Annotated in this window: 21 protein-coding genes; 12 read left to right on the top strand and 9 right to left on the bottom strand. The window is 70.0% G+C overall.

Features of this window, described 5'->3' with window-relative positions; all coding sequences use genetic code 11:
• Window positions 1-25: 25 nt before the first annotated feature.
• The 4 genes from FNH21_RS11640 to FNH21_RS11655 are packed head-to-tail and all read left to right on the top strand — an operon-like array spanning window position 26 to window position 4294.
• Window positions 26-988: an aldose 1-epimerase family protein gene (locus tag FNH21_RS11640; protein ID WP_152815701.1), complete on the top strand. Its 963-nt coding sequence runs from the start codon at window positions 26-28 to the stop codon at window positions 986-988.
• 35 nt (window positions 989-1023) lie between these two features.
• Window positions 1024-2346, top strand: coding sequence for an AI-2E family transporter (locus tag FNH21_RS11645; RefSeq protein WP_152815704.1), 1323 nt, complete (start codon window positions 1024-1026; stop codon window positions 2344-2346).
• Window positions 2343-3683, top strand: coding sequence for a threonine ammonia-lyase (gene ilvA / locus FNH21_RS11650; RefSeq protein ID WP_338403260.1), 1341 nt, complete (start codon window positions 2343-2345; stop codon window positions 3681-3683). Before FNH21_RS11645 ends, ilvA begins: the two co-directional genes overlap by 4 nt.
• Before the next feature lie 11 nt (window positions 3684-3694).
• Window positions 3695-4294, top strand: a complete 600-nt coding sequence (locus FNH21_RS11655; protein WP_152815707.1) for a rhomboid family intramembrane serine protease — start codon at window positions 3695-3697, stop codon at window positions 4292-4294.
• A gap of 10 nt (window positions 4295-4304) precedes the next feature.
• Here the strand turns inward: FNH21_RS11655 and greA are convergent, their stop codons facing one another.
• On the bottom strand, window positions 4305-4796 hold the full coding sequence (gene greA / locus FNH21_RS11660; RefSeq protein ID WP_191931899.1) for a transcription elongation factor GreA: 492 nt from the start codon (window positions 4794-4796) through the stop codon (window positions 4305-4307).
• Window positions 4797-4998: 202 nt separating this feature from the next.
• Window positions 4999-5433: a DUF4307 domain-containing protein gene (locus tag FNH21_RS11665; RefSeq protein ID WP_338403261.1), complete on the bottom strand. Its 435-nt coding sequence runs from the start codon at window positions 5431-5433 to the stop codon at window positions 4999-5001.
• A gap of 71 nt (window positions 5434-5504) precedes the next feature.
• Here FNH21_RS11665 and mca point away from each other — a divergent pair, with 71 nt between their 5' ends.
• Window positions 5505-6428, top strand: coding sequence for a mycothiol conjugate amidase Mca (mca, locus tag FNH21_RS11670; RefSeq protein ID WP_152815710.1), 924 nt, complete (start codon window positions 5505-5507; stop codon window positions 6426-6428).
• Window positions 6429-6507: 79 nt separating this feature from the next.
• Window positions 6508-6921: a hypothetical protein gene (locus FNH21_RS11675; RefSeq protein ID WP_191931900.1), complete on the top strand. Its 414-nt coding sequence runs from the start codon at window positions 6508-6510 to the stop codon at window positions 6919-6921.
• A gap of 6 nt (window positions 6922-6927) precedes the next feature.
• On the opposite strand, the gene trhA is transcribed toward FNH21_RS11675, so the two are convergent.
• On the bottom strand, window positions 6928-7569 hold the full coding sequence (gene trhA, locus FNH21_RS11680) for a PAQR family membrane homeostasis protein TrhA (protein ID WP_241743229.1): 642 nt from the start codon (window positions 7567-7569) through the stop codon (window positions 6928-6930).
• Between the two features lie 304 nt (window positions 7570-7873).
• On the opposite strand from trhA, the gene FNH21_RS11685 reads away from it, so the two are divergent.
• The 4 genes from FNH21_RS11685 to FNH21_RS11700 all read left to right on the top strand — a co-directional run bounded on the left by FNH21_RS11685 (window position 7874) and on the right by FNH21_RS11700 (window position 11315).
• Window positions 7874-8641 (top strand): isoprenyl transferase, encoded by a 768-nt coding sequence (locus FNH21_RS11685; protein ID WP_055770156.1) that lies wholly within the window; start codon window positions 7874-7876, stop codon window positions 8639-8641.
• Window positions 8642-8932: 291 nt separating this feature from the next.
• Entirely contained in the window at window positions 8933-10252 is a 1320-nt protein-coding gene (locus FNH21_RS11690; RefSeq protein ID WP_338403266.1) for a PhoH family protein, read from the top strand.
• A gap of 80 nt (window positions 10253-10332) precedes the next feature.
• Complete coding sequence (locus tag FNH21_RS11695; RefSeq protein WP_191931901.1) at window positions 10333-10839, top strand: prepilin peptidase; 507 nt, start codon at window positions 10333-10335, stop codon at window positions 10837-10839.
• Between the two features lie 5 nt (window positions 10840-10844).
• A complete protein-coding gene (locus FNH21_RS11700; protein WP_055770165.1) occupies window positions 10845-11315 on the top strand; it encodes an NUDIX hydrolase in 471 nt (156 codons plus the stop codon).
• A gap of 34 nt (window positions 11316-11349) precedes the next feature.
• Here the strand turns inward: FNH21_RS11700 and FNH21_RS11705 are convergent, their stop codons facing one another.
• The 5 genes from FNH21_RS11705 to FNH21_RS11725 all read right to left on the bottom strand — a co-directional run bounded on the left by FNH21_RS11705 (window position 11350) and on the right by FNH21_RS11725 (window position 16693).
• The gene (locus FNH21_RS11705) at window positions 11350-13050 is read right to left on the bottom strand and encodes an MDR family MFS transporter (protein WP_152815718.1); all 1701 of its coding nucleotides are present in this window, start codon (window positions 13048-13050) and stop codon (window positions 11350-11352) included.
• Complete coding sequence (locus tag FNH21_RS11710; RefSeq protein WP_152815722.1) at window positions 13047-13706, bottom strand: TetR/AcrR family transcriptional regulator; 660 nt, start codon at window positions 13704-13706, stop codon at window positions 13047-13049. Before FNH21_RS11710 ends, FNH21_RS11705 begins: the two co-directional genes overlap by 4 nt.
• A gap of 93 nt (window positions 13707-13799) precedes the next feature.
• A complete protein-coding gene (locus FNH21_RS11715; protein WP_152815725.1) occupies window positions 13800-15278 on the bottom strand; it encodes a class II fumarate hydratase in 1479 nt (492 codons plus the stop codon).
• A gap of 22 nt (window positions 15279-15300) precedes the next feature.
• A complete protein-coding gene (locus FNH21_RS11720) occupies window positions 15301-15915 on the bottom strand; it encodes a carbonic anhydrase (protein ID WP_191931902.1) in 615 nt (204 codons plus the stop codon).
• A gap of 37 nt (window positions 15916-15952) precedes the next feature.
• Window positions 15953-16693 carry a DUF4245 domain-containing protein gene (locus FNH21_RS11725; protein ID WP_338403262.1) on the bottom strand — a complete coding sequence of 247 codons (741 nt, stop codon included), beginning with the start codon at window positions 16691-16693 and terminating at the stop codon, window positions 15953-15955.
• Between the two features lie 153 nt (window positions 16694-16846).
• Here FNH21_RS11725 and glpX point away from each other — a divergent pair, with 153 nt between their 5' ends.
• Both glpX and FNH21_RS11735 read left to right on the top strand, forming a co-directional pair.
• Window positions 16847-17899 (top strand): class II fructose-bisphosphatase, encoded by a 1053-nt coding sequence (glpX, locus tag FNH21_RS11730; protein WP_055770177.1) that lies wholly within the window; start codon window positions 16847-16849, stop codon window positions 17897-17899.
• A gap of 55 nt (window positions 17900-17954) precedes the next feature.
• On the top strand, window positions 17955-18995 hold the full coding sequence (locus FNH21_RS11735) for a lipid II:glycine glycyltransferase FemX (RefSeq protein WP_152815731.1): 1041 nt from the start codon (window positions 17955-17957) through the stop codon (window positions 18993-18995).
• A 103-nt stretch (window positions 18996-19098) separates the two neighbouring features.
• Here the strand turns inward: FNH21_RS11735 and manA are convergent, their stop codons facing one another.
• Window positions 19099-20460 carry a mannose-6-phosphate isomerase, class I gene (gene manA / locus FNH21_RS11740; RefSeq protein ID WP_152815734.1) on the bottom strand — a complete coding sequence of 454 codons (1362 nt, stop codon included), beginning with the start codon at window positions 20458-20460 and terminating at the stop codon, window positions 19099-19101.
• Window positions 20461-20531: the final 71 nt, after the last annotated feature.

The raw sequence follows: 20531 nt of genomic DNA on the forward strand, positions 1-20531 counted from the left end.
TGAGTGGGCGCAGTAGCATCGCTGCATGACCCCACCGCCCTCCGACCCGACATCCGACCCGACATCCGGACGGTCCCCGCATCCGCCCCGACCCGCCAGCGGCATCAATTTCACGCTGCAGGCAGGAGCCGCCACCGTCGTCGTCGCAAGCCTGGCTGCGGCCCTGCGCTCCTACGAGTACGACGGCGTAGCGCTGACGGAGACCTGGGGCGATGCCGACATCCCGGCCGGCGGCGGCGGGATCCTCCTCGCGCCCTGGCCGAACCGCGTGGCGGGCGGGCGCTGGATGCTGGACGGGAAGGAGCAGCGGCTCGACATCACGGAGCCGTCGAAGGGCAATGCGAGCCATGGGCTGCTCCGCAACACCGGCTACCGGGCGGTCGACGTCGGGCCGTCCAGGGCCGTCCTCGAAGCGGAGATCTTCCCGCAGCACGGGTATCCGTTCCACCTGATGCACCGCGCCACCTACGCGCTGACGGAGGAGCAGCTGACCGTGACCCAGCACCTGAGCAACCTCTCGGCCACCGCTGCCCCCTTCGCACTCGGGGCGCACCCCTACCTGAAGATCTCCGGCGTACCCACCGAGGACCTGACGCTGACGGTGCGCGCGGACAGCCGGTTCGAGACCGACGAGCGATCCATCCCCACGGGCAAGGTCGCCGTCGCCGGCCAGTACGACCTGCGGCGCGGGCAGCGCATCGGCGACATCCGCTTCGACACCGCCTTCACCGCCCTCGCACCCGTGCGGGGGCGTCATGAGCACGTGCTCTCCGCTCCCGACGGACGCAGCGTCACGCTCTGGGCGGAGCCCGCCTTCGCCTACGCCCACGTGTACATCAGCACCAGCTACCCCGGCGTGGACACGGCCGTGGCGATCGAGCCGATGACGGCACCGGCCGATGCCCTCAACTCGGGCGAGGGTCTCCGGTGGCTGCAGCCGGGCGCCTCCTTCGCCGCTTCATGGGGGATACTGCCAGGTCTCGAATAGGGGAGGGGCCAGCCTTCTATGGAAGGATTGGCCCCATGCAGCGCCTCCCCGGAGCGAAACCACAGCGCGTCCTCCAGCGTGCTGTGAGCCGCGGCGCTGCGGCACTGCCCGACCCTCTGCCACAGCCTCCCATCGGGCTGCGCCCGCGGCGTGCCGAGGACCGGAGCGACGTCCCCTTCGCCCTCCGCGTCGCCGCCTCCTGGTCATGGCGCCTCGGGCTCGTGATCCTCGTGGCAGGCGTGCTCATCTTCCTGCTGAGCCAGGTCTCCCTCCTCGTCATACCCCTCATGATCGCGGGTCTGGTCGCGGCGCTCCTGATGCCGCTGAAGAACGTCCTGCGGCGTCGGCTCCCGAACGGACTGGCCGTCGCCGCGACCCTGATCGCCTTCTTCGGTGTGATCACCGGTGCGCTGCTGCTCGTCGGCCAGCAGCTCGCCGTCGGGTTCACCAGCCTGTGGAGCCAGGCGCGGGAAGGCCTCCAGCAGACGCTCGACCGGCTGGCCCAGGGTCCCCTCCAGCTCACCACGTCGCAGATCGACCAGTACCTCCAGGACCTCGGCGGTGCGGTGCAGAACAACAGTGCCTCGATCCTCAGCGGCGCCCTGTCCTTCGGCACGACGGCGGGGCACGTCGCGGCAGGGACCCTGCTCACGGTGTTCGCCCTGATCTTCTTCCTGCTCGACGGCGGTCGTATCTGGCGGTTCGTCGTCGGGCTCGCGCCCTCGAGGGCCCGCGCTGCCGTGGATGGCGCGGGCCGCCGCGGCTGGACGTCGATGGCGAGCTACGTCCGCGTGCAGATGCTCGTCGCTGCCGTGGACGCCGTCGGGATCGGGGTAGGAGCGGCCATCATCGGCGTCCCCCTCGCCCTGCCGCTCGGGGTGCTGGTCTTCCTCGGATCCTTCATCCCGATCGTCGGCGCGCTCGCCACGGGATCCGTCGCCGTCCTGCTCGCGCTGGTGGCGAACGGCTGGGTGAACGCGCTGATCATGCTGGCCATCGTGCTGCTCGTGCAGCAGGTGGAGGGCCACATCCTCCAGCCGCTCATCATGGGACCCGCCGTCGCGCTCCACCCGCTCGCCGTCGTCCTCGCGGTGGCCGGAGGGACGCTGCTCGCCGGGATCCCCGGTGCGCTGTTCTCCGTGCCGGTCCTCGCGGTGCTCAACACGTCCGTCCGCTACATCGCGCACCGGGCCTGGGAGTACGATCCGGTCGTGGCGGTGGAGGGCGGGCCGTACGCCGGTGGGTCCGGGATTAGCGAGCCGGCGACGGCGGGGCACGAGAGCCCCGCATCGCCGGCCAGCACCCCGGATCCCCGCGCCTCCGTGGCGCCCGTCCTCCAGGAAGAGACCGCACCGTGACCGACCAGACCGTCGCCCTCCGCACGAGCACCCCCGCTTCGCCCGACCCCACCGACACCACCGACGTCGCCCGCACCCACCCCGACCCCGCCGTCCCGACCCTCTCCGTCACGCTCGCGGACGTCGAGGCCGCCCACCGCACGCTCGACGGCGTCATCGCCCGCACGCCCATCGAGCAGTCACGCGCGCTCGGACGGCTGACCGGGTCCACGGTGTCCTTCAAGTGCGAGAACCTCCAGCGTGCAGGATCCTTCAAGGTCCGGGGCGCCTACAACCGGATGGCGAAGCTGACCGAGGCCGAGCGCGCCCGCGGCGTGGTCGCCGCCTCGGCCGGTAACCACGCCCAGGGCGTGGCCGTCGCCGCCGCCCGCCTCGGGATCGCCGCACGGATCTACATGCCGCTCGGCGTCGCGTTGCCGAAGCTGGCGGCGACCCGCGGGCACGGCGCCGAGGTGATCCTGCACGGTCACACGGTGGACGAGGCGCTCGCCGAGGCGAAGCGGTACGCGGACAGCACCGGCGCCGTCTTCGTGCACCCGTTCGACAACGTCGACGTCGTGGCGGGTCAGGGCACCATCGGACTCGAGATCCTCGAGCAGGTGCCCGACGTCGACACGATCCTGATGGGTGTCGGCGGCGGCGGACTGCTGGCGGGCGTCGCCGTGGCCGTGAAGGCGCGGGCGAAGGAACTGGGCCGCGAGATCCGCATCATCGGCGTCCAGGCGGAGAACGCGGCAGCGTACCCGCCGTCCCTCGCCGCAGACGCGCTCGTCCCGCTCACCAAGGTCTCCACGATCGCCGACGGCATCGCCGTCGGCCGCCCGGGCCAGCTGCCGTTCTCGATCATCCGCGAACTCGTGGACGACGTCGTGACCGTCAGCGAGGATTCCCTGGCCCGCGCCCTGATCTTCCTGCTGGAACGCTCCAAGATGGTCGTCGAGCCGGCCGGTGCCGTCGGCGTCGCGGCGCTGCTCGACGGCAAGCTGACCGAGGACGGCGCCGATCCGGGGAACACCGTCGTCGTGCTCTCGGGCGGCAACATCGACCCGATGCTGATGCTCAAGGTCATCCAGCGCGGCCTCGCGGCGGCGGGGCGCTTCCTGGTGGTGCGCATGCTGCTCGACGACCGGCCGGGATCCCTGGCCACCATCTCGCGCATCATCGCCGAGTCGGATGCGAACGTGACCGGTGTGGACCACACGCGCGTGGGCGGATCGATCAGCATGGGCGACGTCGCCATCACCATCAACATGGAGACCAAGGGCGACGAGCACTGCGAGCAGGTCCTCAGCAACCTGCGCGCCGAAGGCTTCCAGCCGGTGGTCATCCAGGGCTGAGCGACGGCACCATGACACTCCTCGCGCGTCGCGCCCGCACGGGCCTGATCACCGTCCTCGGACTCGTCGGTGTCATGTGGGCCGTGTTCCTCCTGAACCTGGTGCTCGGCAACCGTCTCGTGCAGATGCTGGGGATCGGACCACGCCGGGTGGACGGGCTCGACGGCGTCGTCTTCGGCCCGCTGCTGCACGGCGGCGTGGAGCACCTCGCGAGCAATTCCTTCCCGCTCGTGGTGCTGGGCTTCCTCGCCTTCCTCGAGGGCGCGCGGCGTTTCGTGGTCGCGGTCGGGATCAGCTGGCTCGTCTCGGGCCTCGGCACGTGGGTGTTCGGCGGGGGACTGACCATCGGCGCGTCCGGCGTCGTCTTCGGCCTGTTCACCTACCTGATCACGCGCGGTTTCTACAACCGGGACTGGAGGCAGCTCCTGCTCGCCGTCGTCCTCTTCATCGCCTACGGGTCCATCCTGTGGGGCGTCCTGCCGACCGTCGGCTCGAACATCTCGTGGCAGGCGCACCTGTCCGGGGCCGCCGGCGGGGTGATCGCGGCCTTCCTGCTCAAACGGAAGCGGCCCGCCCCGGTGGGGACGGACCGCTTCGCCTCGGACCGGTAGTGCGCGGAGATCAGCCGACGTACGGGGTCGCGGAGATGATCTCGACCGTGATCTGCTTGCCGTTCGGCGCGGCGTAGGTGACGGTGTCGCCGGCCTTCGTGCCCTGGATCGCGGCACCCAGCGGCGATTTTTCGCTGTACACGTCGATATCGGTGTCACCTGCGACCTCGCGGCTTCCGAGCAGGAAGTTCTCGACGTCGCCCGCGATCTTGGCGGAGACCATCATGCCGGGCTCCACGATGCCGTCGTCCGCGGGCGCTTCGCCGACGTGCGCATCGTTGAGGAGTTGCGTGAGCTGGCGGATCCGGGCCTCGGACTTGCCCTGCTCCTCCTTGGCGGCGTGGTATCCGCCGTTCTCCTTGAGGTCGCCCTCGGACCGGGCCTGCTCGATGCGGGCCACGATCTCGGTGCGCCCGGGACCGGACAGGTGTTCGAGTTCGGCCTTGAGCCGGTCGTAGGACTCCTGCGTGAGCCAGGCGGCGGCGGCGCTGTTCGTGGACACGGATAACTCCTTAGGTACGGCCTCCGCCTGGTGCGGCGTGGCTCATGGTCGCTCCGCCGGCGGTGACACGGGGTCACCACCCGGCAAGCAAACACCCCGCCTCGTGGGACCGGTTGCCCGGTACGCCGGTGAAGCGGGGCGATACGTATCCGTCCATTCTAGAGCGGGGCGGGCCAGAACCCAAGAAGTGCCGGTCTCCGGCTCAGTCCTCGACGATCCAGCAGGCGTTGACGCCACCGGAGACGCCCGGCGAATCCGTCCGCACATCCGTCCGGTGCGCCGTGGTGCCGCCGCCGTTGGCGCCGTCGTCCGCGCTGTTCGGCCCGATGGTCACGACCGTCCAGCCGACCACCGCATAATTCTCACTGAGGACCTGCACCGCGCACTGGGCCGTGGCCGCGCGGTCCTTGGTGACCTCGAAGTCCACGCTGGCCCGTCCGTCGCCGATCAGGGCGAAGCCCACGTCCTTCGAGGACACCTCCGGGCTACCTGTCGTGAGGGCGACGGCGGCGACGGCGGCCACGGCGGCGAGGAGTACGGCAACGACCAGCGTCCGCACGCGGCCGAGGGGTTTCCTCGGCTTTGGGGTGCCGTAGCGATTGGCTACTCTTGGTGGTGGCGCATAGGAGGAGCTCACACTCCCATTTTACCGCCCACCGATGGCGTCCCGATCCGGCCGCCGTCCCACCGCAGAGCCAGGAGCACGTGTTGCCAAGCCACGATCAATCCCGTGTGTCCCGCGAGGGCTTCCGCCTCCTCGCGGTCCACGCCCACCCCGACGACGAATCGAGCAAGGGTGCGGCCACCATGGCCGGCTATGTCGCAGCAGGTGCGGAGGTCATGGTCGCCACCTGCACGGGTGGTGAGCGGGGGGACATCCTGAACGCCGCCATGAACGACGATCCACGCGGCAAGCGGGACCTGCCCGGGCTGCGGCGGGTCGAGATGGCGAACGCCGTCGCGGAGCTCGGCATCCAGCAGCGCTGGCTGGGATTCACGGACTCAGGTCTCCCCGAGGGGGATCCGCTGCCGGACCTGCCGTTCGGGTGCTTCGCCCTCCAGCCCCTCGAGCGTGCCGCGGCACCTCTGGTGAAGCTGGTCCGCGAGTTCCGCCCGCACGTGATCATCAGCTACGACGAGAACGGCGGCTACCCGCATCCCGACCACATCATGGCGCACCGTGTCGCCGTGGAGGCGTTCGAGGCCGCGGCGGATCCCGTCCGCTACCCGGGGACCGGTGAGGCCTGGAGCACGTCCAAGCTGTACTACGACCGCGCCTTCAATCCCGAGCGCTTCCGTGCGCTGCACTTCGCGCTGGAGGAGGCCGGGCTGCAGTCGCCCTACGCGGAACGCCTGGCGCAGTGGCTCGAGGCCGACGCCGAGGGCCACCAGCCCCCCGTCCCCGTCCACCCCACCACCACGCAGATCGACTGCGGCGACTACTTCGGTCACCGGGAGCGGGCCCTGCTGGCCCACCGCACGCAGGTGGATCCTGAGGGATTCTTCTTCGCCGTGTCGGTCGAGATGCAGCAGAAGGTATGGCCCTGGGAGGATTACTCGCTGATCACCTCGAGGGTGGAGACCCAGCTGCCCGAGGACGACTTCTTCACCGGCATCACCGCCGGATCCTAGGCCCGCACAATTTCTATCGAGCGTAGAATTGCAGGCGGCGGATCACCCCGGCCCGCTGCGATCCCCGAAAGTGGTACCTGTGTTCCTTGATCTCGGCCTGGCTGCGACGACCACGCCCTCGGGCGACCCGACCCTGCGGCCGGGGCTCGACCCCGCGTCGGTGACCCCGGGTACCCTCGGCTTCCTCGCGACCCTCTTCATCGTCGTGCTGGTGATCTTCCTGATCCGGGACATGGTCAAGCGCATCCGCCGCGTGCGCTATGCCGCAGAGGTGGAGCAGGCGCGCGCGGAGCGCGCCGGACGCACCGGTGATCACCCTGCGGAGCCGGGTGCGTCGTCCGCCACCGGCGGACCTGAAGCCGGGGCTGCCGATGGACCTGACGCCGGGGCTGCCGGTGGAGTTGCGGGACCTGCAAGCGGACCCACGGAGCGCCGGGACGGGCCGGACCGGCCGATGCCCGGCGGGAAGCACGGCCCCGACCGCCAGGGGTAGTGGCGGTCAGCTCCCGACCGGTTCCAGGACGGCGCGCACGATCGCGATGAAGTGCGCCGCGAAGGCTGCGACGGTGAAGGCGTGGAAGAGCTCGTGAAATCCGAAGACCCGCAGCGAGAAATTGGGTCGCTTGATGCCGTAGAACACCGCTCCCGCGATGTAGAGGGCACCGCCGACGCAGATCAGGATCCCGGCCGCGAGGTCGGCGGCGAAGAAGTCCGGCATGTAGAAGACCGATCCGAGCCCCAGTGCAACGTAGATCGGCACGTACAGCCAGCGGGGCGCGTCCACCCACAGGTTCCTGAAGAGGACCCCGGCGATCGCCCCGCTCCAGATGATCCACAGCAGCATTTCGGCCTTGCCGCGCTCCAGCAGCGCCCAGGCGAGCGGCGTGTAGGACCCGGCGATGACCAGCATGATGTTCGTGTGGTCCAGTCGCTTGAGGACCACCCTCACCCCGGGGCTCCAGTTGCCGCGGTGGTAGACAGCGCTCACTCCGAAGAGCAGCACGCCCGTGAGGGCGTAGATGCCGGAAGCCACCTTCAGCCCGGGCGTCGGGGCGAGGGCGATCAGCACGATCCCTGCGGCGATCGCCAGCGGAGTGGCGGCGGCGTGGATCCAGCCCCGCCACAGCGGCTTGGTCGCCATGGCATCGGCGAGCGGACCGGTCACCGAGGCGACGGTGTCCTGGAGGGTCGAGGGCTGCGCGTCGACGGGTTCCGAAGGGCCTGGGGCAGGGACCGGAGGGCGCGGGGTCATCCCCGGATTCTAGCTCACCGCGCTTGATGTTACCCGTCGGTAACCCTGCCCGCGGCTCCCACGCTCGGCAGGAATGCAGCCCTTTGTCAGGCAACTGCCGGTACGGTAGGGACAGGTGCGCGGGGCGGGTTCGTCCTGTGGGATGTGGAGTCTCCGGCCGGACCGGAGCAGGACCAGGGGAGGGGAGCCGGGCGTGACGTGGAACTTCCCCGAGGTCGGCTACAGCTTCTACGAGCGCAGGCTCCAGCGGAACCTCGCTCCTGAGCGGATCCCGCACCACATCGGGGTCATGGTGGACGGCAACCGGCGCTGGGCCAAGCTCGCAGGTGCCCCGACCAGTCACGGGCACCAGGCCGGGGCGGACAAGATCCACGAGTTCCTCGGCTGGTGCGAGGAACTCGGAGTCGACGTGGTGACGCTCTACATGCTCTCCACGGACAACATGGGCCGGCCCCAGGAGGAGATCGACCAGCTCCTCGACATCATCGCCAACACGCTGGACCGCCTCGGTGAGAGCAACCGTGTCCGCGTGCAGCCCGTGGGGGCGCTCGACCTCCTGCCCGAGGACCTCGGGGCGAAGCTCGTGAGCCTGGCTGCCTCCACCGCCACTATCGACGGGCTGCACGTCAATGTCGCTGTCGGCTACGGGGGGCGGCGGGAGATCGTCGATGCCGTCAAGGAACTCATGCGCGACGCGGCGGGCAAGGGGGCCTCGCTCGAGACCCTGGCCGAGGAACTGACCGACCAGCACATCTCCTCCTTCCTCTACACGCGCGGGCAGCAGGATCCGGACCTCGTGATCCGGACGTCGGGCGAGCAGCGCCTGTCCGGATTCCTGATGTGGCAGAGCGCCTACAGCGAGTTCTACTTCTGCGAGGCGCTGTGGCCGGATTTCCGGCGCGTCGACTTCCTCCGGGCCCTGCGGGACTTCGGTCGCAGACAGCGCCGCTTCGGGTCCTGAGAGTTCACCGAGCCTTAACATCCGACACGCGGAACGAGACCTGTGTCACGCGGCTCGACGGCGTAGGGTCGAGCCATCGACGGCAGTCCAGAACCGTCGACGGAAGGCCGCTGATGACGCCGACGATGCTGGCAGGCATCTCGTACGAGTCGGGGAGGCCGCGCCCGGCCTCCCGGCCGGAACGCACCACCCCAACCCTACGAATTCGGGGTGTGCCCACCCCGGAGCGGAGTCCACGTGGCCACACCGATCACCTCCCAGCAGGACCCCACCACCGGTACCGCCGCACCCGTGGCGCATGACACCGACCCAGGTTCCTCATCACGCCGGAGCTACGTCATCGACACCTCCGTCCTGCTCTCGGATCCCCGCGCGGTCCTGCGGTTCGCCGAGCACGAGGTGATCCTGCCCGTCATCGTCATCAGCGAGCTCGAGGGCAAGCGGCACGACCCGGAGCTGGGGTACTTTGCCCGGAAGGCGCTCCGCCTGCTCGACGACCTGCGCGTCGCGAATGACGGTCTCGACCGGGACGTGCCCCTCGGCGACGAGGGAGGCACGCTGCGCGTCGAGCTGAACCACGTCTCGGCGGAGGTCCTGCCCGTGGGGTTCCGCAGCGGAGACAACGATGCCCGGATCCTCGCCGTGGCGAAGAACCTGTCCGTGGAGGGGCGGGCCGTCACCGTCGTCTCCAAGGATCTGCCGATGCGGGTCAAGGCGTCCGCGATGGGTCTGCAGGCCGACGAGTACCGCAACGAGTTCGTCAGGGACTCGGGCTGGACGGGTGTCGCCGAGCTCGACGCGACGGTCGAGGAGGTCAACGCCCTGTACGACCACGAGGCCGTCTTCGTGCCGGCCGGCGCCGAGCAGCCGGTCAACACGGGTGTCATCATGCTCTCGCCGCGCGGCTCCGCCCTGGGGCGCGTGGGTGCGGACAAGCAGATACGGCTCGTCCGCGGCGACCGCGACGTCTTCGGGCTGCACGGACGGTCCGCGGAACAGCGCCTGGCGATCGACCTGCTCCTGGATCCGGAGGTGGGGATCGTCTCCCTCGGTGGCCGCGCCGGAACCGGCAAGTCCGCCCTGGCCCTGTGTGCAGGCCTGGAAGCCGTCCTGGAGCGCCGTGAACACCGCAAGGTGGTGGTCTTCCGGCCGCTCTACGCCGTCGGCGGCCAGGAACTCGGTCACCTGCCCGGCAGTGAGAACGAGAAGATGAACCCCTGGGCCCAGGCGGTCTTCGACACGCTCGGGGCCCTCGTGTCCCAGGAGGTCGTCGAGGAGGTCATGGACCGCGGGATGCTGGAGGTGCTGCCCCTCACGCACATCCGCGGACGCAGCCTGCACGACTCCTTCGTGATCGTCGACGAGGCGCAGTCGCTCGAGAAGAACGTGCTGCTGACCGTCATGAGCCGCATCGGGCAGAACTCGAAGATCGTCCTGACGCACGATGTCGCGCAGCGGGACAACCTGCGCGTCGGCCGGCACGACGGCATCGCCGCCGTCGTGGAGACGCTCAAGGGGCACCCGCTGTTCGGTCACGTCACCCTGACGCGGTCCGAGCGCTCGCCGATCGCGGCCCTCGTGACCGAACTCCTCGAGGGCGCGGAGATCTAGGTGATGGGCGGGACGGGCGTCCTGTCCACAGGGGCGCGTGCCGGGCGCGACGACGTCGGGCGGTCCCGTAGCGTGGCGGCGTGATCACCGCACTCGACGCGTATCTGCGGGACGCGCCCGTCGCCTTCGGGCTGCTGGCGGTGGCGCTCACCGCCTTCGTGGTCGTCGGCGTGCGGCTGAGCGTGATCGACGGGCGCACGCACCGGCTCCCGAACGGCATCGTCCTGCCGTCCTACCCCGCGGCGGCCCTCCTGCTCTCAGCGGCCGGTGCGAGCGCGGGTGAGTGGCACAGGGTGCTCGGCATGCTCGGCGGGGCGGCCGTGCTCTGGCTGGCGTTCGGAGCGCTGCACCTGCTGTACCGGCAGGGACTGGGGTTCGGCGACGTCAAGCTCGCCGGGCTGGTGGGCCTCTACCTGGGCTATGCCGGCTGGGCCGCGGTGTGGTGGGGCCCGTTCCTCGCACTCCTGCTCGGGGGGGCGTGGAGCCTTGTCCTCGTGGTCACCCGGAGGGCCACGCTGCGCTCCTCGGTGGCCTTCGGTCCGTTCCTCGTCGCGGGTGCGGCGCTCACGCTGGCTGTACTACCCTGACAGCCGTGCCCACTCCAGACTTCGTCCTCGCCCTCCGCAGCAAGATCGGTCACGATCCGCTCTGGCTCCCCGGCGTGGGAGGCGTGGTGTTCGACGGCGACGGCCGGGTCCTCCTCGGCCAGCGCGCCGACAACCGGGCATGGACGATCATCACCGGCATGGTGGACCCGGGGGAGGAGCCCGCCGTCGCCCTGCGCCGCGAGGTCGAGGAGGAGACGGGTGTCCTCGTCGAGGTGGAGCACCTGCTGGACACCGGCGTCGTCGGGCCCATCACGTTCCCGAACGGGGACGTCTGCACCTTCCTGAACCTCGACTTCCGGTGCCGAGCGATCGGCGGGGAGGCTCGCGTCAACGACGATGAGTCACTCGACGTGCGCTGGTTCCACCTCGATGACCTACCGGACCTCAATCCGAGGCACCGGGCCCTCGTGCTGGGCGCCGGGGACTTCGATGGCCGAACCCGATTCGTGTCCTGACGAGGCGGCGCCGGGCGGCGCCGCCTCTCGCGTCTCAGGGGTTCGAGCGGCGGGGCGGGTCTGCGGGGTCCGCGAGCGGGGCAGGAGCATCCGGTGCGTCCTGCCCGTGCGGTGCGGTGGAGTTCGACGCCGCCACCCCCGTCAGGCGCTCACGCTCGAGCCGGACGGCCTCCTCGCCGCCGATGGCCTCGCCGCGGGCCACCATGCCCGAGGTCGCGGACAGCGGGATCTCCCGCAGCAGCAGCGCCAGGACCAGGGCGATCACGAGGAACGGTACGAGGTAGAGGAACACCGGCGCCAGGGACTCCGCGTAGTCGCTGACCACCGCGTTCCGCACCTGGTCGGGCAGGGCGTTCAGGGCCGCGGGATCGAGCGTCGACGTCGCCTGGCCGGCCGCCTCCGGGCTCGCACCGAAAGCGGAGAACGTCCCGTTCAGGCGCTCGGACAACCTGCTGGTGAAGATCGCGCCGAAGACGGCGACGCCGAGCGACGCGCCGACCTCGCGGAAGTAGTTGTTCGTGCTGGTCGCGACGCCGACCATGGTGGGTGCCACCGAGTTCTGCACGACGAGGACGATCACCTGCATGATGAGGCCGAGTCCGGCACCGAAGAAGAACAGCATGGTGCAGATGATCCAGATCGGCGTGCTCGCCGTCAGCGTGGACATCCAGAGCAGCGTGGCGAGCGTCAGGGAGACGCCGATGATGGGGTACTTCCGGTACCGGCCGGAGCGTGAGATGGCGAGGCCCGAGTAGATGGAGGTGCCCATGAGGCCCACGATCATCGGCACGAGGAGCAGCCCCGAGACGGCGGCCGAGGTGCCGGACGCCATCTGCAGGAAGGTGGGCATGAACGCGAGGGCGGCGAACATCCCGAGACCGAGCGTCAGGCCGATGCCCGTGCTGGTCACGAAGGTGCGGTTCCGGAAGAGTTCCAGCGGGATGATCGGGTCCTCGGCGCGGCGCTCCACCATGACGAAGGCCACGACGGCGAGGACCAGACCGGCGCCGAAGGTCCAGGTGAGCGGCGACGTCCAGCCCTCGGCGGCGTCGCCGCCGAAGTCGGTGAAGAAGATGAGGCACGTGGTGGCGAGGGACAGCAGGACGACGCCGGCGATGTCGATGCGCTTGGTGGCCTTCTTCGACGGCAGGCGCAGCGTGAACCAGGCGATCGCGAAGGCCGCGATCCCCACGGGGATGTTGATGTAGAAGGCCCAGTTCCAGGTGAGGTGGTCCACGAAGTACCCACCGAGCAGGGGGCCGGCGATGGCGCTGAGGCCGAAGATGCCGCCGAGGGGGCCCATGTACTTGCCCCGCTCGTTGGCCGGGACGATGTCCGCGATGATCGCCTGCGAGAGGATCATCAGCCCGCCGCCGCCGAGGCCCTGGATGGCGCGGAAAATGACGAAGGCCCAGAAATCGGTGGCGAAGGCGCACGCGATCGAGGCGACCGTGAACAGCGCGATGGCGAACAGGAAGAGGTTCCGGCGACCGAGGATGTCGCCGAACTTGCCGTAGATGGGCATCACGATCGTGGTGGCGAGGAGGTACGCCGTGGTGATCCAGACCTGGTGCTCCACGCCGCCGAGCTGGCCGACGATGGTCGGCATGGCGGTGGAGACGATGGTCTGGTCGAGGCTGGAGAGCAGCATTCCGGCGATGAGCGCCGAGAAGATGATCCAGATGCGCTTCTGCGTCAGGAGGAGGGGGCCGTCCGGCGCCGTCGTCGTACTCATGCGGGGTCCTGGTTCTCGATCGGTGGGAGGGGGAAGAGATGGCGCAACGCGTCGATGTTCCGACGGAACACCTCCGCGTAGGTGTGGGTGTTGCCCTCGGCGAAGAACTCGTCGAGGGACCGGCGGGCGAGCCCGCCGAGCACGAAGGTGGCCACGCGGGGCATCGGATGGTCCGCGGGCAGGCGCTCCCGCTCGACGATGACGTCGGTCAGGAGCTGGGACTTCGCCTCCGCCCGGGCGAACATCTTGGCGAGGAGCTGCGGCTCGCGCTGCAGGACGGCGGACATGGTGCGGTACTCCTCCCGGGAGATGGCCATCCTGTCGCCGAAGTCCGAGAAGAGGAGCACGAGGGCCTCCAGCAACGGCACGGGCGGCTCGGCACTGCCCGACGCCAGGAAGGAACCGAGGAGTTCCTCCTCCGGCCGGCCGTCCTCGGAGTGACCGAGGACGGCGTCCTCCTTGGAGGGGAAGTAGTTGAAGAACGTGCGGCGCGAGATGCCCACCCGTTCGCACAGCTGGTCGACGGTGAACCCGGTGAGGCCACCCTCGAGCGTCAGTGCCCTGGCCTCCGTGACCAGGGCGGACCGGGTCTGGAGGCGCTTGCGTTCACGCAGTCCCGGTTCCAATGTTGTTGCACTGTCAGGCATGAAGTACATATTTGCACTATGTGGTTCTAGGTGCAAATCGTTCCGGAACGGAGAAGGGGTGCACCGCAGTCGCGGTGCACCCCTTCCAAGGAAGGCCCGGAATCAGCCCTGGGGCGGGCGGGTCATCGAGAGCACGTCGAGCGCGGAGTCGAGCTGTGCCTCCGTGAGCTCGCCCCGCTCGACGAAGCCGAGGGCGATGACGGCCTCGCGGACGGTCAGCCCCTCGGCCACGGCCTTCTTGGCGATCTTCGCCGCGTTCTCGTAGCCGATGTACTTGTTCAGCGGCGTCACGATCGACGGTGAGGCCTCGGCGAGGAACCGGGCCCGTTCGACGTTCGCGGTGATGCCGTCGATCATGCGGTCGGCGGAGACCCGCGTGGAGTTGCTGAGCAGGCGGATCGACTCGAGGACGTTGCGAGCGATCACGGGGATGCCGACGTTGAGCTCGAAGGCGCCGTTGGTCCCCGACCACGCGACGGTGGCGTCGTTGCCGACCACCTGGGCGCAGACCATGATGACCGCTTCGGCGATGACGGGATTGACCTTGCCCGGCATGATCGAGGAACCGGGCTGCAGGTCGGGGAGGGCGATCTCACCGAGGCCCGTGTTCGGACCCGAGCCGAGCCAGCGGAGGTCGTTGTGGATCTTGGTCAGTGAGACCGCGATGGTCCGCAGCATGCCCGAGATCTCGACGAGGGAGTCGCGGTTCGCCTGGGCCTCGAAGTGGTCGCGGGCCTCGGTCAGGGGGAGTCCGGTGTCCTCGGCGAGCAGGTCGATCACGCGGGCCGAGAATCCGGCGGGAGTGTTGATGCCGGTGCCGACGGCCGTCCCGCCGAGCGGTACCTCGGCCACGCGCGCGAGGGAGGCGTGGATGCGCTCGATCCCGTAGCGGACCTGGGCGGCGTAGCCGCCGAACTCCTGGCCGAGCGTCACCGGGGTGGCGTCCATGAGGTGGGTACGGCCGGACTTCACGACGGTGCTGAACTCGGCGGCCTTCCGCTCGAGCGCCTCGGCGAGGTGCGTGAGCGCCGGGACCAGGTCCTTGACGAGGGCGGAGGTGGCGGCCACGTGGACCGAGGTGGGGAAGACGTCGTTGGAGGACTGCGACGCGTTGACGTGGTCGTTGGGGTGGACCGTCGTCGTGCTGCCTGCGGCCTCGAGCGCGCGGGTCGCGAGTGTCGCGATGACCTCGTTGGCGTTCATGTTCGAGGACGTGCCGGAGCCGGTCTGGTAGATGTCCACCGGGAAGTCGCCGTCGTACCGGCCCGAGGCCACGTCCTCGGCGGCAGCCTCGATGGCCCTGGCGCGCTCCTCGTCGAGCACATCGAGCTCGGCGTTGGCCGTGGCGGCGGCCTTCTTGATGCGGGCCAGCGCCTCGATGTGCGCCCGCTCCAGGGTGGTGCCGGAGATGGGGAAGTTCTCGACGGCGCGCTGCGTCTGGGCCCGGTAGAGGGCATTGACCGGGACGCGCACCTCACCCATGGTGTCGTGCTCGATGCGGTACTCCACGGCGTCCTCCGTACCCGGCGTCGCGCCGGTCGGGGAGCTGGGATCAGGACTGGCTGCAGGCGTTGGAGTCATGCCGCAATTCTCGCCGTTCGCGTTACGGTGCGCCAAATCCCGACACGAGCACGGCCTTGCCCTCGTCGAGGCGGTAGGAGACGCCGATGACGGCCACCTCTCCCCGCCCCACCGCATCGGCGATCACCCGGGAACTGTCCACGAGACGCTGCGTGGTCTGCTTCGTGTGCTCGATGACCGTCTCGTTGAGGTCCGTCACCCCGCCGCGCCGCGCGGTGAGCACCGAGGGCGTGATCCGCTCCACGAGGTCCCGCAGGAATCCGGTGGGCATCTCTCCCGTGTCGACGGCCTGCATGGTGGCCGTCACCGCGCCGCAGCTGTCATGACCCAGGACCACGATCAGCGGCACGCCGAGCACACTCACGCTGTACTCGAGCGAGCCGAGGACGGCGTCGTCGATCACCTGGCCCGCCGTCCGCACCACGAAGACATCGCCGAGACCGAGATCGAAGATGATCTCGGCGGCGAGGCGCGAGTCGGAGCAGCCGAAGATCACGGCGAACGGGTTCTGCGTGTTCACCAGGGCCGTGCGGCGCGACGCGTCCTGATTGGGGTGCGAGACGTCCGAGGCGACGAAGCGGTCGTTGCCCGCCTGGAGGCGGGACCAGGCGGCGGCGGGGGTCAGTTGCTGGGTCACGCGCCCACTGTACTGTCCGCCCGCGGAGGCGCTGCCCTCAGGACCCGTCCGTGTCCGAAGATGACAGCCGTTCGGCCTCCTCGACGGCGTTCCGCCGCACGTCGTCGATCACGGCCTCGCCCATGGTGTCGAACTCGGTGAGCGACGCCTCGCCGTTGAGGATGACGGTGGACCCGTCGATCTCCGAGGTCAGCACGCTGTCACCGTTGGGGGCGTCGAGCAGCTCCCAGTCGAGTCCACCGATGGTCCGGGTGCCCGAGACCTGGGCGTCGCCGATCCGCTGGGCGGTCCAGGTCGGGTTGGCATCGTCCGTCTGGGTGAGCTGGATGAACCCCGTGTCGGACGTCAGGAAGCCGACCTCCCAGAAGTCGACGCCGTCACTCCTGCCGGTGACCCACCGCGCGTAGTTGGAGGACCAGCCCTCGGGGAGATCCGGCGAGGCCGGCAGGTAACCGGCGTCCCCGGCAGCCTGGCGGGCGATCGTGCTGACGTCGATGTCACGCTGGTAGGTCTCGGCCGTGTACGTCGGGTTGAGGAAGTAGACGGGGAGCACGACGGCGATGGTCGCGCCCGTAGCGATCAGCATCCCTCGCGCGGACGAGCTGGCACGCTTGGCCTGGTTCGGGGTGAGGGTGATGGGCGGTGCGTCGTCGTTCAGCTCCGCCTCGAGGCGCGCCGCGTCGGCCGCCCGCCGCGCACGGTCCCCGGCGCCGTCCTGTCCCTCGACCGGACCGTTCCCGGCCCCGGTGATGTCCCGTTCCCCGCCCTGAGTGCTCACCGGTCCATTTTCGCTGATGCGGAGCGCCCCGCCTAACCGGGCGCGACGTCCCGAGGCGCACGTATGCCTCATCACAGGGTGGGAGGCACGGGGCCCGCCTATGATGGCAGCACGGAACAGGCACGCCTGCGCGCTGCCGAGCCACCTTCGACGATGAGGATAGACGTGTCCCAGAACGCGACCAATGCCCAGTATTCGACGCTGTCACCGGCCCTGGCGGTCGGGGACGACGAGCCGGACCGGAACCTCGCCCTCGAACTCGTCCGCGTCACGGAGGCCGCCGCCATCGCCGGTGGGCACTGGGTGGGCTTCGGGGACAAGAACCTGGCCGACGGCGCCGCCGTGGACGCCATGCGCTCCCTCCTGCAGACCGTGCACTTCAACGGGATCGTCGTCATCGGCGAGGGCGAGAAGGACGAGGCGCCGATGCTGTTCAACGGTGAGCGCGTCGGGGACGGCAGCGGACCGGAGTGCGACGTCGCCGTCGACCCGATCGACGGCACGCGCCTGACGGCGCTGGGCATCAACAACGCGCTCGCGGTCCTCGCCGTGGCCGAGCGGGGCTCCATGTTCGACCCCTCGGCGGTGTTCTACATGGAGAAGCTCGTGACGGGTCCGGAGGCGGCCGACATGGTGGATCTGCGCCTGCCGGTCAAGCAGAACCTGCACCTCATCGCGAAGGCGAACAACAAGAAGGTCAGCCAGCTCAACGTCATGATCCTGGACCGCGACCGGCACAAGCCCCTCGTCGAGGAGATCCGCGCTGCGGGGGCGCGGACGAAGTTCATCATGGACGGTGACGTGGCCGGCGCCATCGCTGCGGCCCGGGAGGGCACCGACGTCGACGCCCTGATGGGGATCGGCGGCACGCCCGAGGGGATCGTGGCGGCCTGCGCCATCAAGTCCCTGGGCGGCGTCATCCAGGGCAGGCTCTGGCCCACCAGCGACGACGAGAAGCAGAAGGCGCTCGACGCCGGCCACGACCTGGACCGTGTGCTGTCCACCAACGACCTCGTCACGAGCGACAACTGCTACTTCGCCGCCACGGGGATCACCGATGGCGATCTGCTGCGCGGCGTGCGCTACAGCAAGGACAAGGTGCTGACGCAGTCGATGGTCATGCGCTCGAAGTCCGGGACCATCCGCGTGGTGGACGGTGAGCACCAGGCCCACAAGTGGGAGACGTACGCCCGCGTCAGGGACTAGGGCGCGGCTTCCGGGCCGGGCCGATTGCGCCGCTGCGCCGCTATAGGCTGATCGGATGAGCCTTTCCGTCACGCCCTGCTCCGACCCCGACCTCTGGGACGCCACCATCGACCGCCTCGGGGGACACCCGCAGCAGCTGTGGGGATGGGGCCGGACCAAGGCGGCGCACGGGTGGAGCGCGGACCGCGTGCTCGTCGCCGAGGGCGGTGAGGTGATCGCTGCGGCGCAACTGGTCCTCAAGAAGCTGCCCGTGCCGCTGCGCAGCCTCGCGTACATCCCCCGCGGCCCGGCGACGGCCGAGGAGCGCGGGGTGGAGGTGCTCGAGGCCGTGGCGGGTTACGTCCGTGCCGCGCACCGGTCCGTGGCGCTCTCGGTGGAACCGGACTGGGACGCGGACAGCGAGGTGGTGCGTGGTCTGGCCGCAGCAGGGTGGAGGAGCAGCGCCAACACCATCCTCATCGGGCGCACCCTGATCCTCGACCTGTCGCACACCGAGGACGAGCTGCTGGCCGGGATGTCCAAGAAGCACCGGCAGTACATCCGGAAGTCCGGGCGCGAGGGCCTGGACATCCGGCGGGTGGGCCGCGGCGAGCTGGGTGCCTGCCTCGACGTCTACCGGCTGACCGCGCAGCGCGCCGGCTTCGGCATCCACGAGGACTCCTACTATCTGGACATCTTCGACAACCTGGGCGACGCCTCGCCGGTCTACGCCGCATTCCGGGGCGAGGACGTCGTCGCGTTCCTCTGGATCTCCGCGAGCTCCACGACGAGCTTCGAGCTCTACGGCGGCATGACGGACGAGGGGGAGCGGCTCCGCGCCAACTATGCGCTCAAGTGGTTCGCGATCCAGGAGATGAAGGCCCGCGGCGTGACGCGCTACGATTTCAACGGGCTGCTCAACGACGGCGTATCCCGGTTCAAGATGGGCTGGGCGGGTCACGAGAACCAGCTGGCGGGCACCTGGGACCTGCCGCTCTCGCCCTTCTACCCTGTCTTCAGCCGCGCCCTGCCGCTCGCCAAGCGAGGCATGCAGGTGGGCCGGCGCCAGGGTGCACGCATCCTCGCGTCGATCAGCACCCTGCGCGCCCGGGCGTAGGCGCTCGTCCACGCCGGGGCCGTGGCCCGGGTCCGTCGACCCCGGTGCGGCTCCAACTAGGACGGGTGCGCCTCCTGTCGCCTCCAGTCGTGACGCCGGGCTCCTACAGGGTCCGGCCGCCTCCGACCGTGACGGCGAAGGCGAGAACCGGGCCGGCGGTCGAACCGTGGCCGTCCGCTGCCGGCCGGACGATCAGGGGTGCCTCGCCGGCGGCCACGAACGCGCTGCCGCCCCGGGGTACGAGGAGTGTCGCGTTCGGGGTGTCGAGCAGAACGGCCCCGCTGACAGCCAGGATCAGCACCGGCCCGTTCTGCACGACCGGGACGTGCGAGGGGGTGATGCTCTCGCCTGCGGGCAGGGGGCTGGTGGCGGAGCCGTCGTCGGCGGCGTCGGCCGAGCGCCCGACCGGACCCGCTGCCGGATCGGCCAACAGGATCCGCTGGAGCTGGAACTCGTCGAACGGCGGGCGGTACAGCTCCTGATCGAGCAGCGTGTACTCGGCGACGAGCGACGGCGGCGCGAGCGGCTCGAACACCACGGTGGAGAGGAGTTCCCGGGTGTCCACGTGCTTGGGGGTCAGGCCGCCGCGCAGCACGTTGTCCGACGACGCCATGACCTCGATGCCCAAGCCGCTCAGGTAGGCGTGAATGTTCCCTGCAGGGAGGTACAGCGCCTCGCCGGGATGCAGGGAGACGCGGTTCAGCAGCAGGGCGACGAGCACGCCCGGGTCACCCGGGTACTGCGCCGAGAGCTCGGCGATCGTGCCGAGATCGCGGTCCACCGCACCCGCCGGTTCCGCAGGGGATACGGTGCCGGCCACTCGGCGGGCCGACGCGTCTGCGACGTCCCTGACGATCTCTGCGGGAGCTTCGAGGAGCGTGGTGAATGCCGAGCGCAGGGACTCCTCGCCGCCCGCGGCGAGGAGTGCCGAGACGGAGTCGACGAGGTCGTGCGACGGTGAACCCGGCTCGACGGCGGCAGCGAGCACGGTGAAGATCCCGACGGACTCGGGTAGGGGACGGAACCCGCAGAGCGCCTCGAACGGCGAGAGCGCGTAGATCATCTCCGGCTTGTGGTTGCGGTCGCGGTAGTTGCGGTGGGGGGCGTCCGCGGGGATCCCCGCCGCTTCCTCGGCGTCGAACCCTGCTCCTGCCTGCTCCAGGCTCGGATGAACCTGCAGCGACAGGGCGGAACCGGCGGCGAGCACCTTCAGCAGGAAGGGCAGCCTGCCGTCGTAGCGCCCCGCCACGTCGTCGCCCAGCAGCGCCCGGGGATCCTCGCCGATGAGGTGGTCGAGACCGCGGCGCGAGCCGTCCGCCCCGACGACGGCGGAGGGGGAGTCGGGGTGCGCCCCGATCCACAGTTCTGCCTCGGGGCCGCCCGAGGGCGCGCGGCCGAGCAGGTCGGCGATGGCCCGTTCCGAGCCCCAGGCGTAGGGCCGCAGGGTGTTGTCGAGGAGGTGCATCGTCGGGGTCCTTCGGCTGGTGGGTTCTGGCGGCGTCCCGGCGGCTGCGCCGGCTGTCTGGCTGCGGGCTG

Origin of the sequence: Arthrobacter bussei, assembly GCF_009377195.2 — a bacterium.
Classification (GTDB): domain Bacteria; phylum Actinomycetota; class Actinomycetes; order Actinomycetales; family Micrococcaceae; genus Arthrobacter_D; species Arthrobacter_D bussei.

Bases quoted from the DNA above. Each gene is read 5' to 3' on its own strand.
- FNH21_RS11640 (WP_152815701.1), top strand. From the start codon at position 26: ATGACCCCACCGCCCTCCGACCCGACATCCGACCCGACATCCGGACGG.
- FNH21_RS11645 (WP_152815704.1), top strand. From the start codon at position 1,024: ATGCAGCGCCTCCCCGGAGCGAAACCACAGCGCGTCCTCCAGCGTGCT.
- FNH21_RS11655 (WP_152815707.1), top strand. From the start codon at position 3,695: ATGACACTCCTCGCGCGTCGCGCCCGCACGGGCCTGATCACCGTCCTC.
- trhA (WP_241743229.1), bottom strand. From the start codon at position 7,569: ATGGCGACCAAGCCGCTGTGGCGGGGCTGGATCCACGCCGCCGCCACT.
- FNH21_RS11705 (WP_152815718.1), bottom strand. From the start codon at position 13,050: ATGAGTACGACGACGGCGCCGGACGGCCCCCTCCTCCTGACGCAGAAG.
- FNH21_RS11710 (WP_152815722.1), bottom strand. From the start codon at position 13,706: ATGTACTTCATGCCTGACAGTGCAACAACATTGGAACCGGGACTGCGT.
- FNH21_RS11715 (WP_152815725.1), bottom strand. From the start codon at position 15,278: ATGACTCCAACGCCTGCAGCCAGTCCTGATCCCAGCTCCCCGACCGGC.
- glpX (WP_055770177.1), top strand. From the start codon at position 16,847: ATGAGGATAGACGTGTCCCAGAACGCGACCAATGCCCAGTATTCGACG.
- FNH21_RS11735 (WP_152815731.1), top strand. From the start codon at position 17,955: ATGAGCCTTTCCGTCACGCCCTGCTCCGACCCCGACCTCTGGGACGCC.
- manA (WP_152815734.1), bottom strand. From the start codon at position 20,460: ATGCACCTCCTCGACAACACCCTGCGGCCCTACGCCTGGGGCTCGGAA.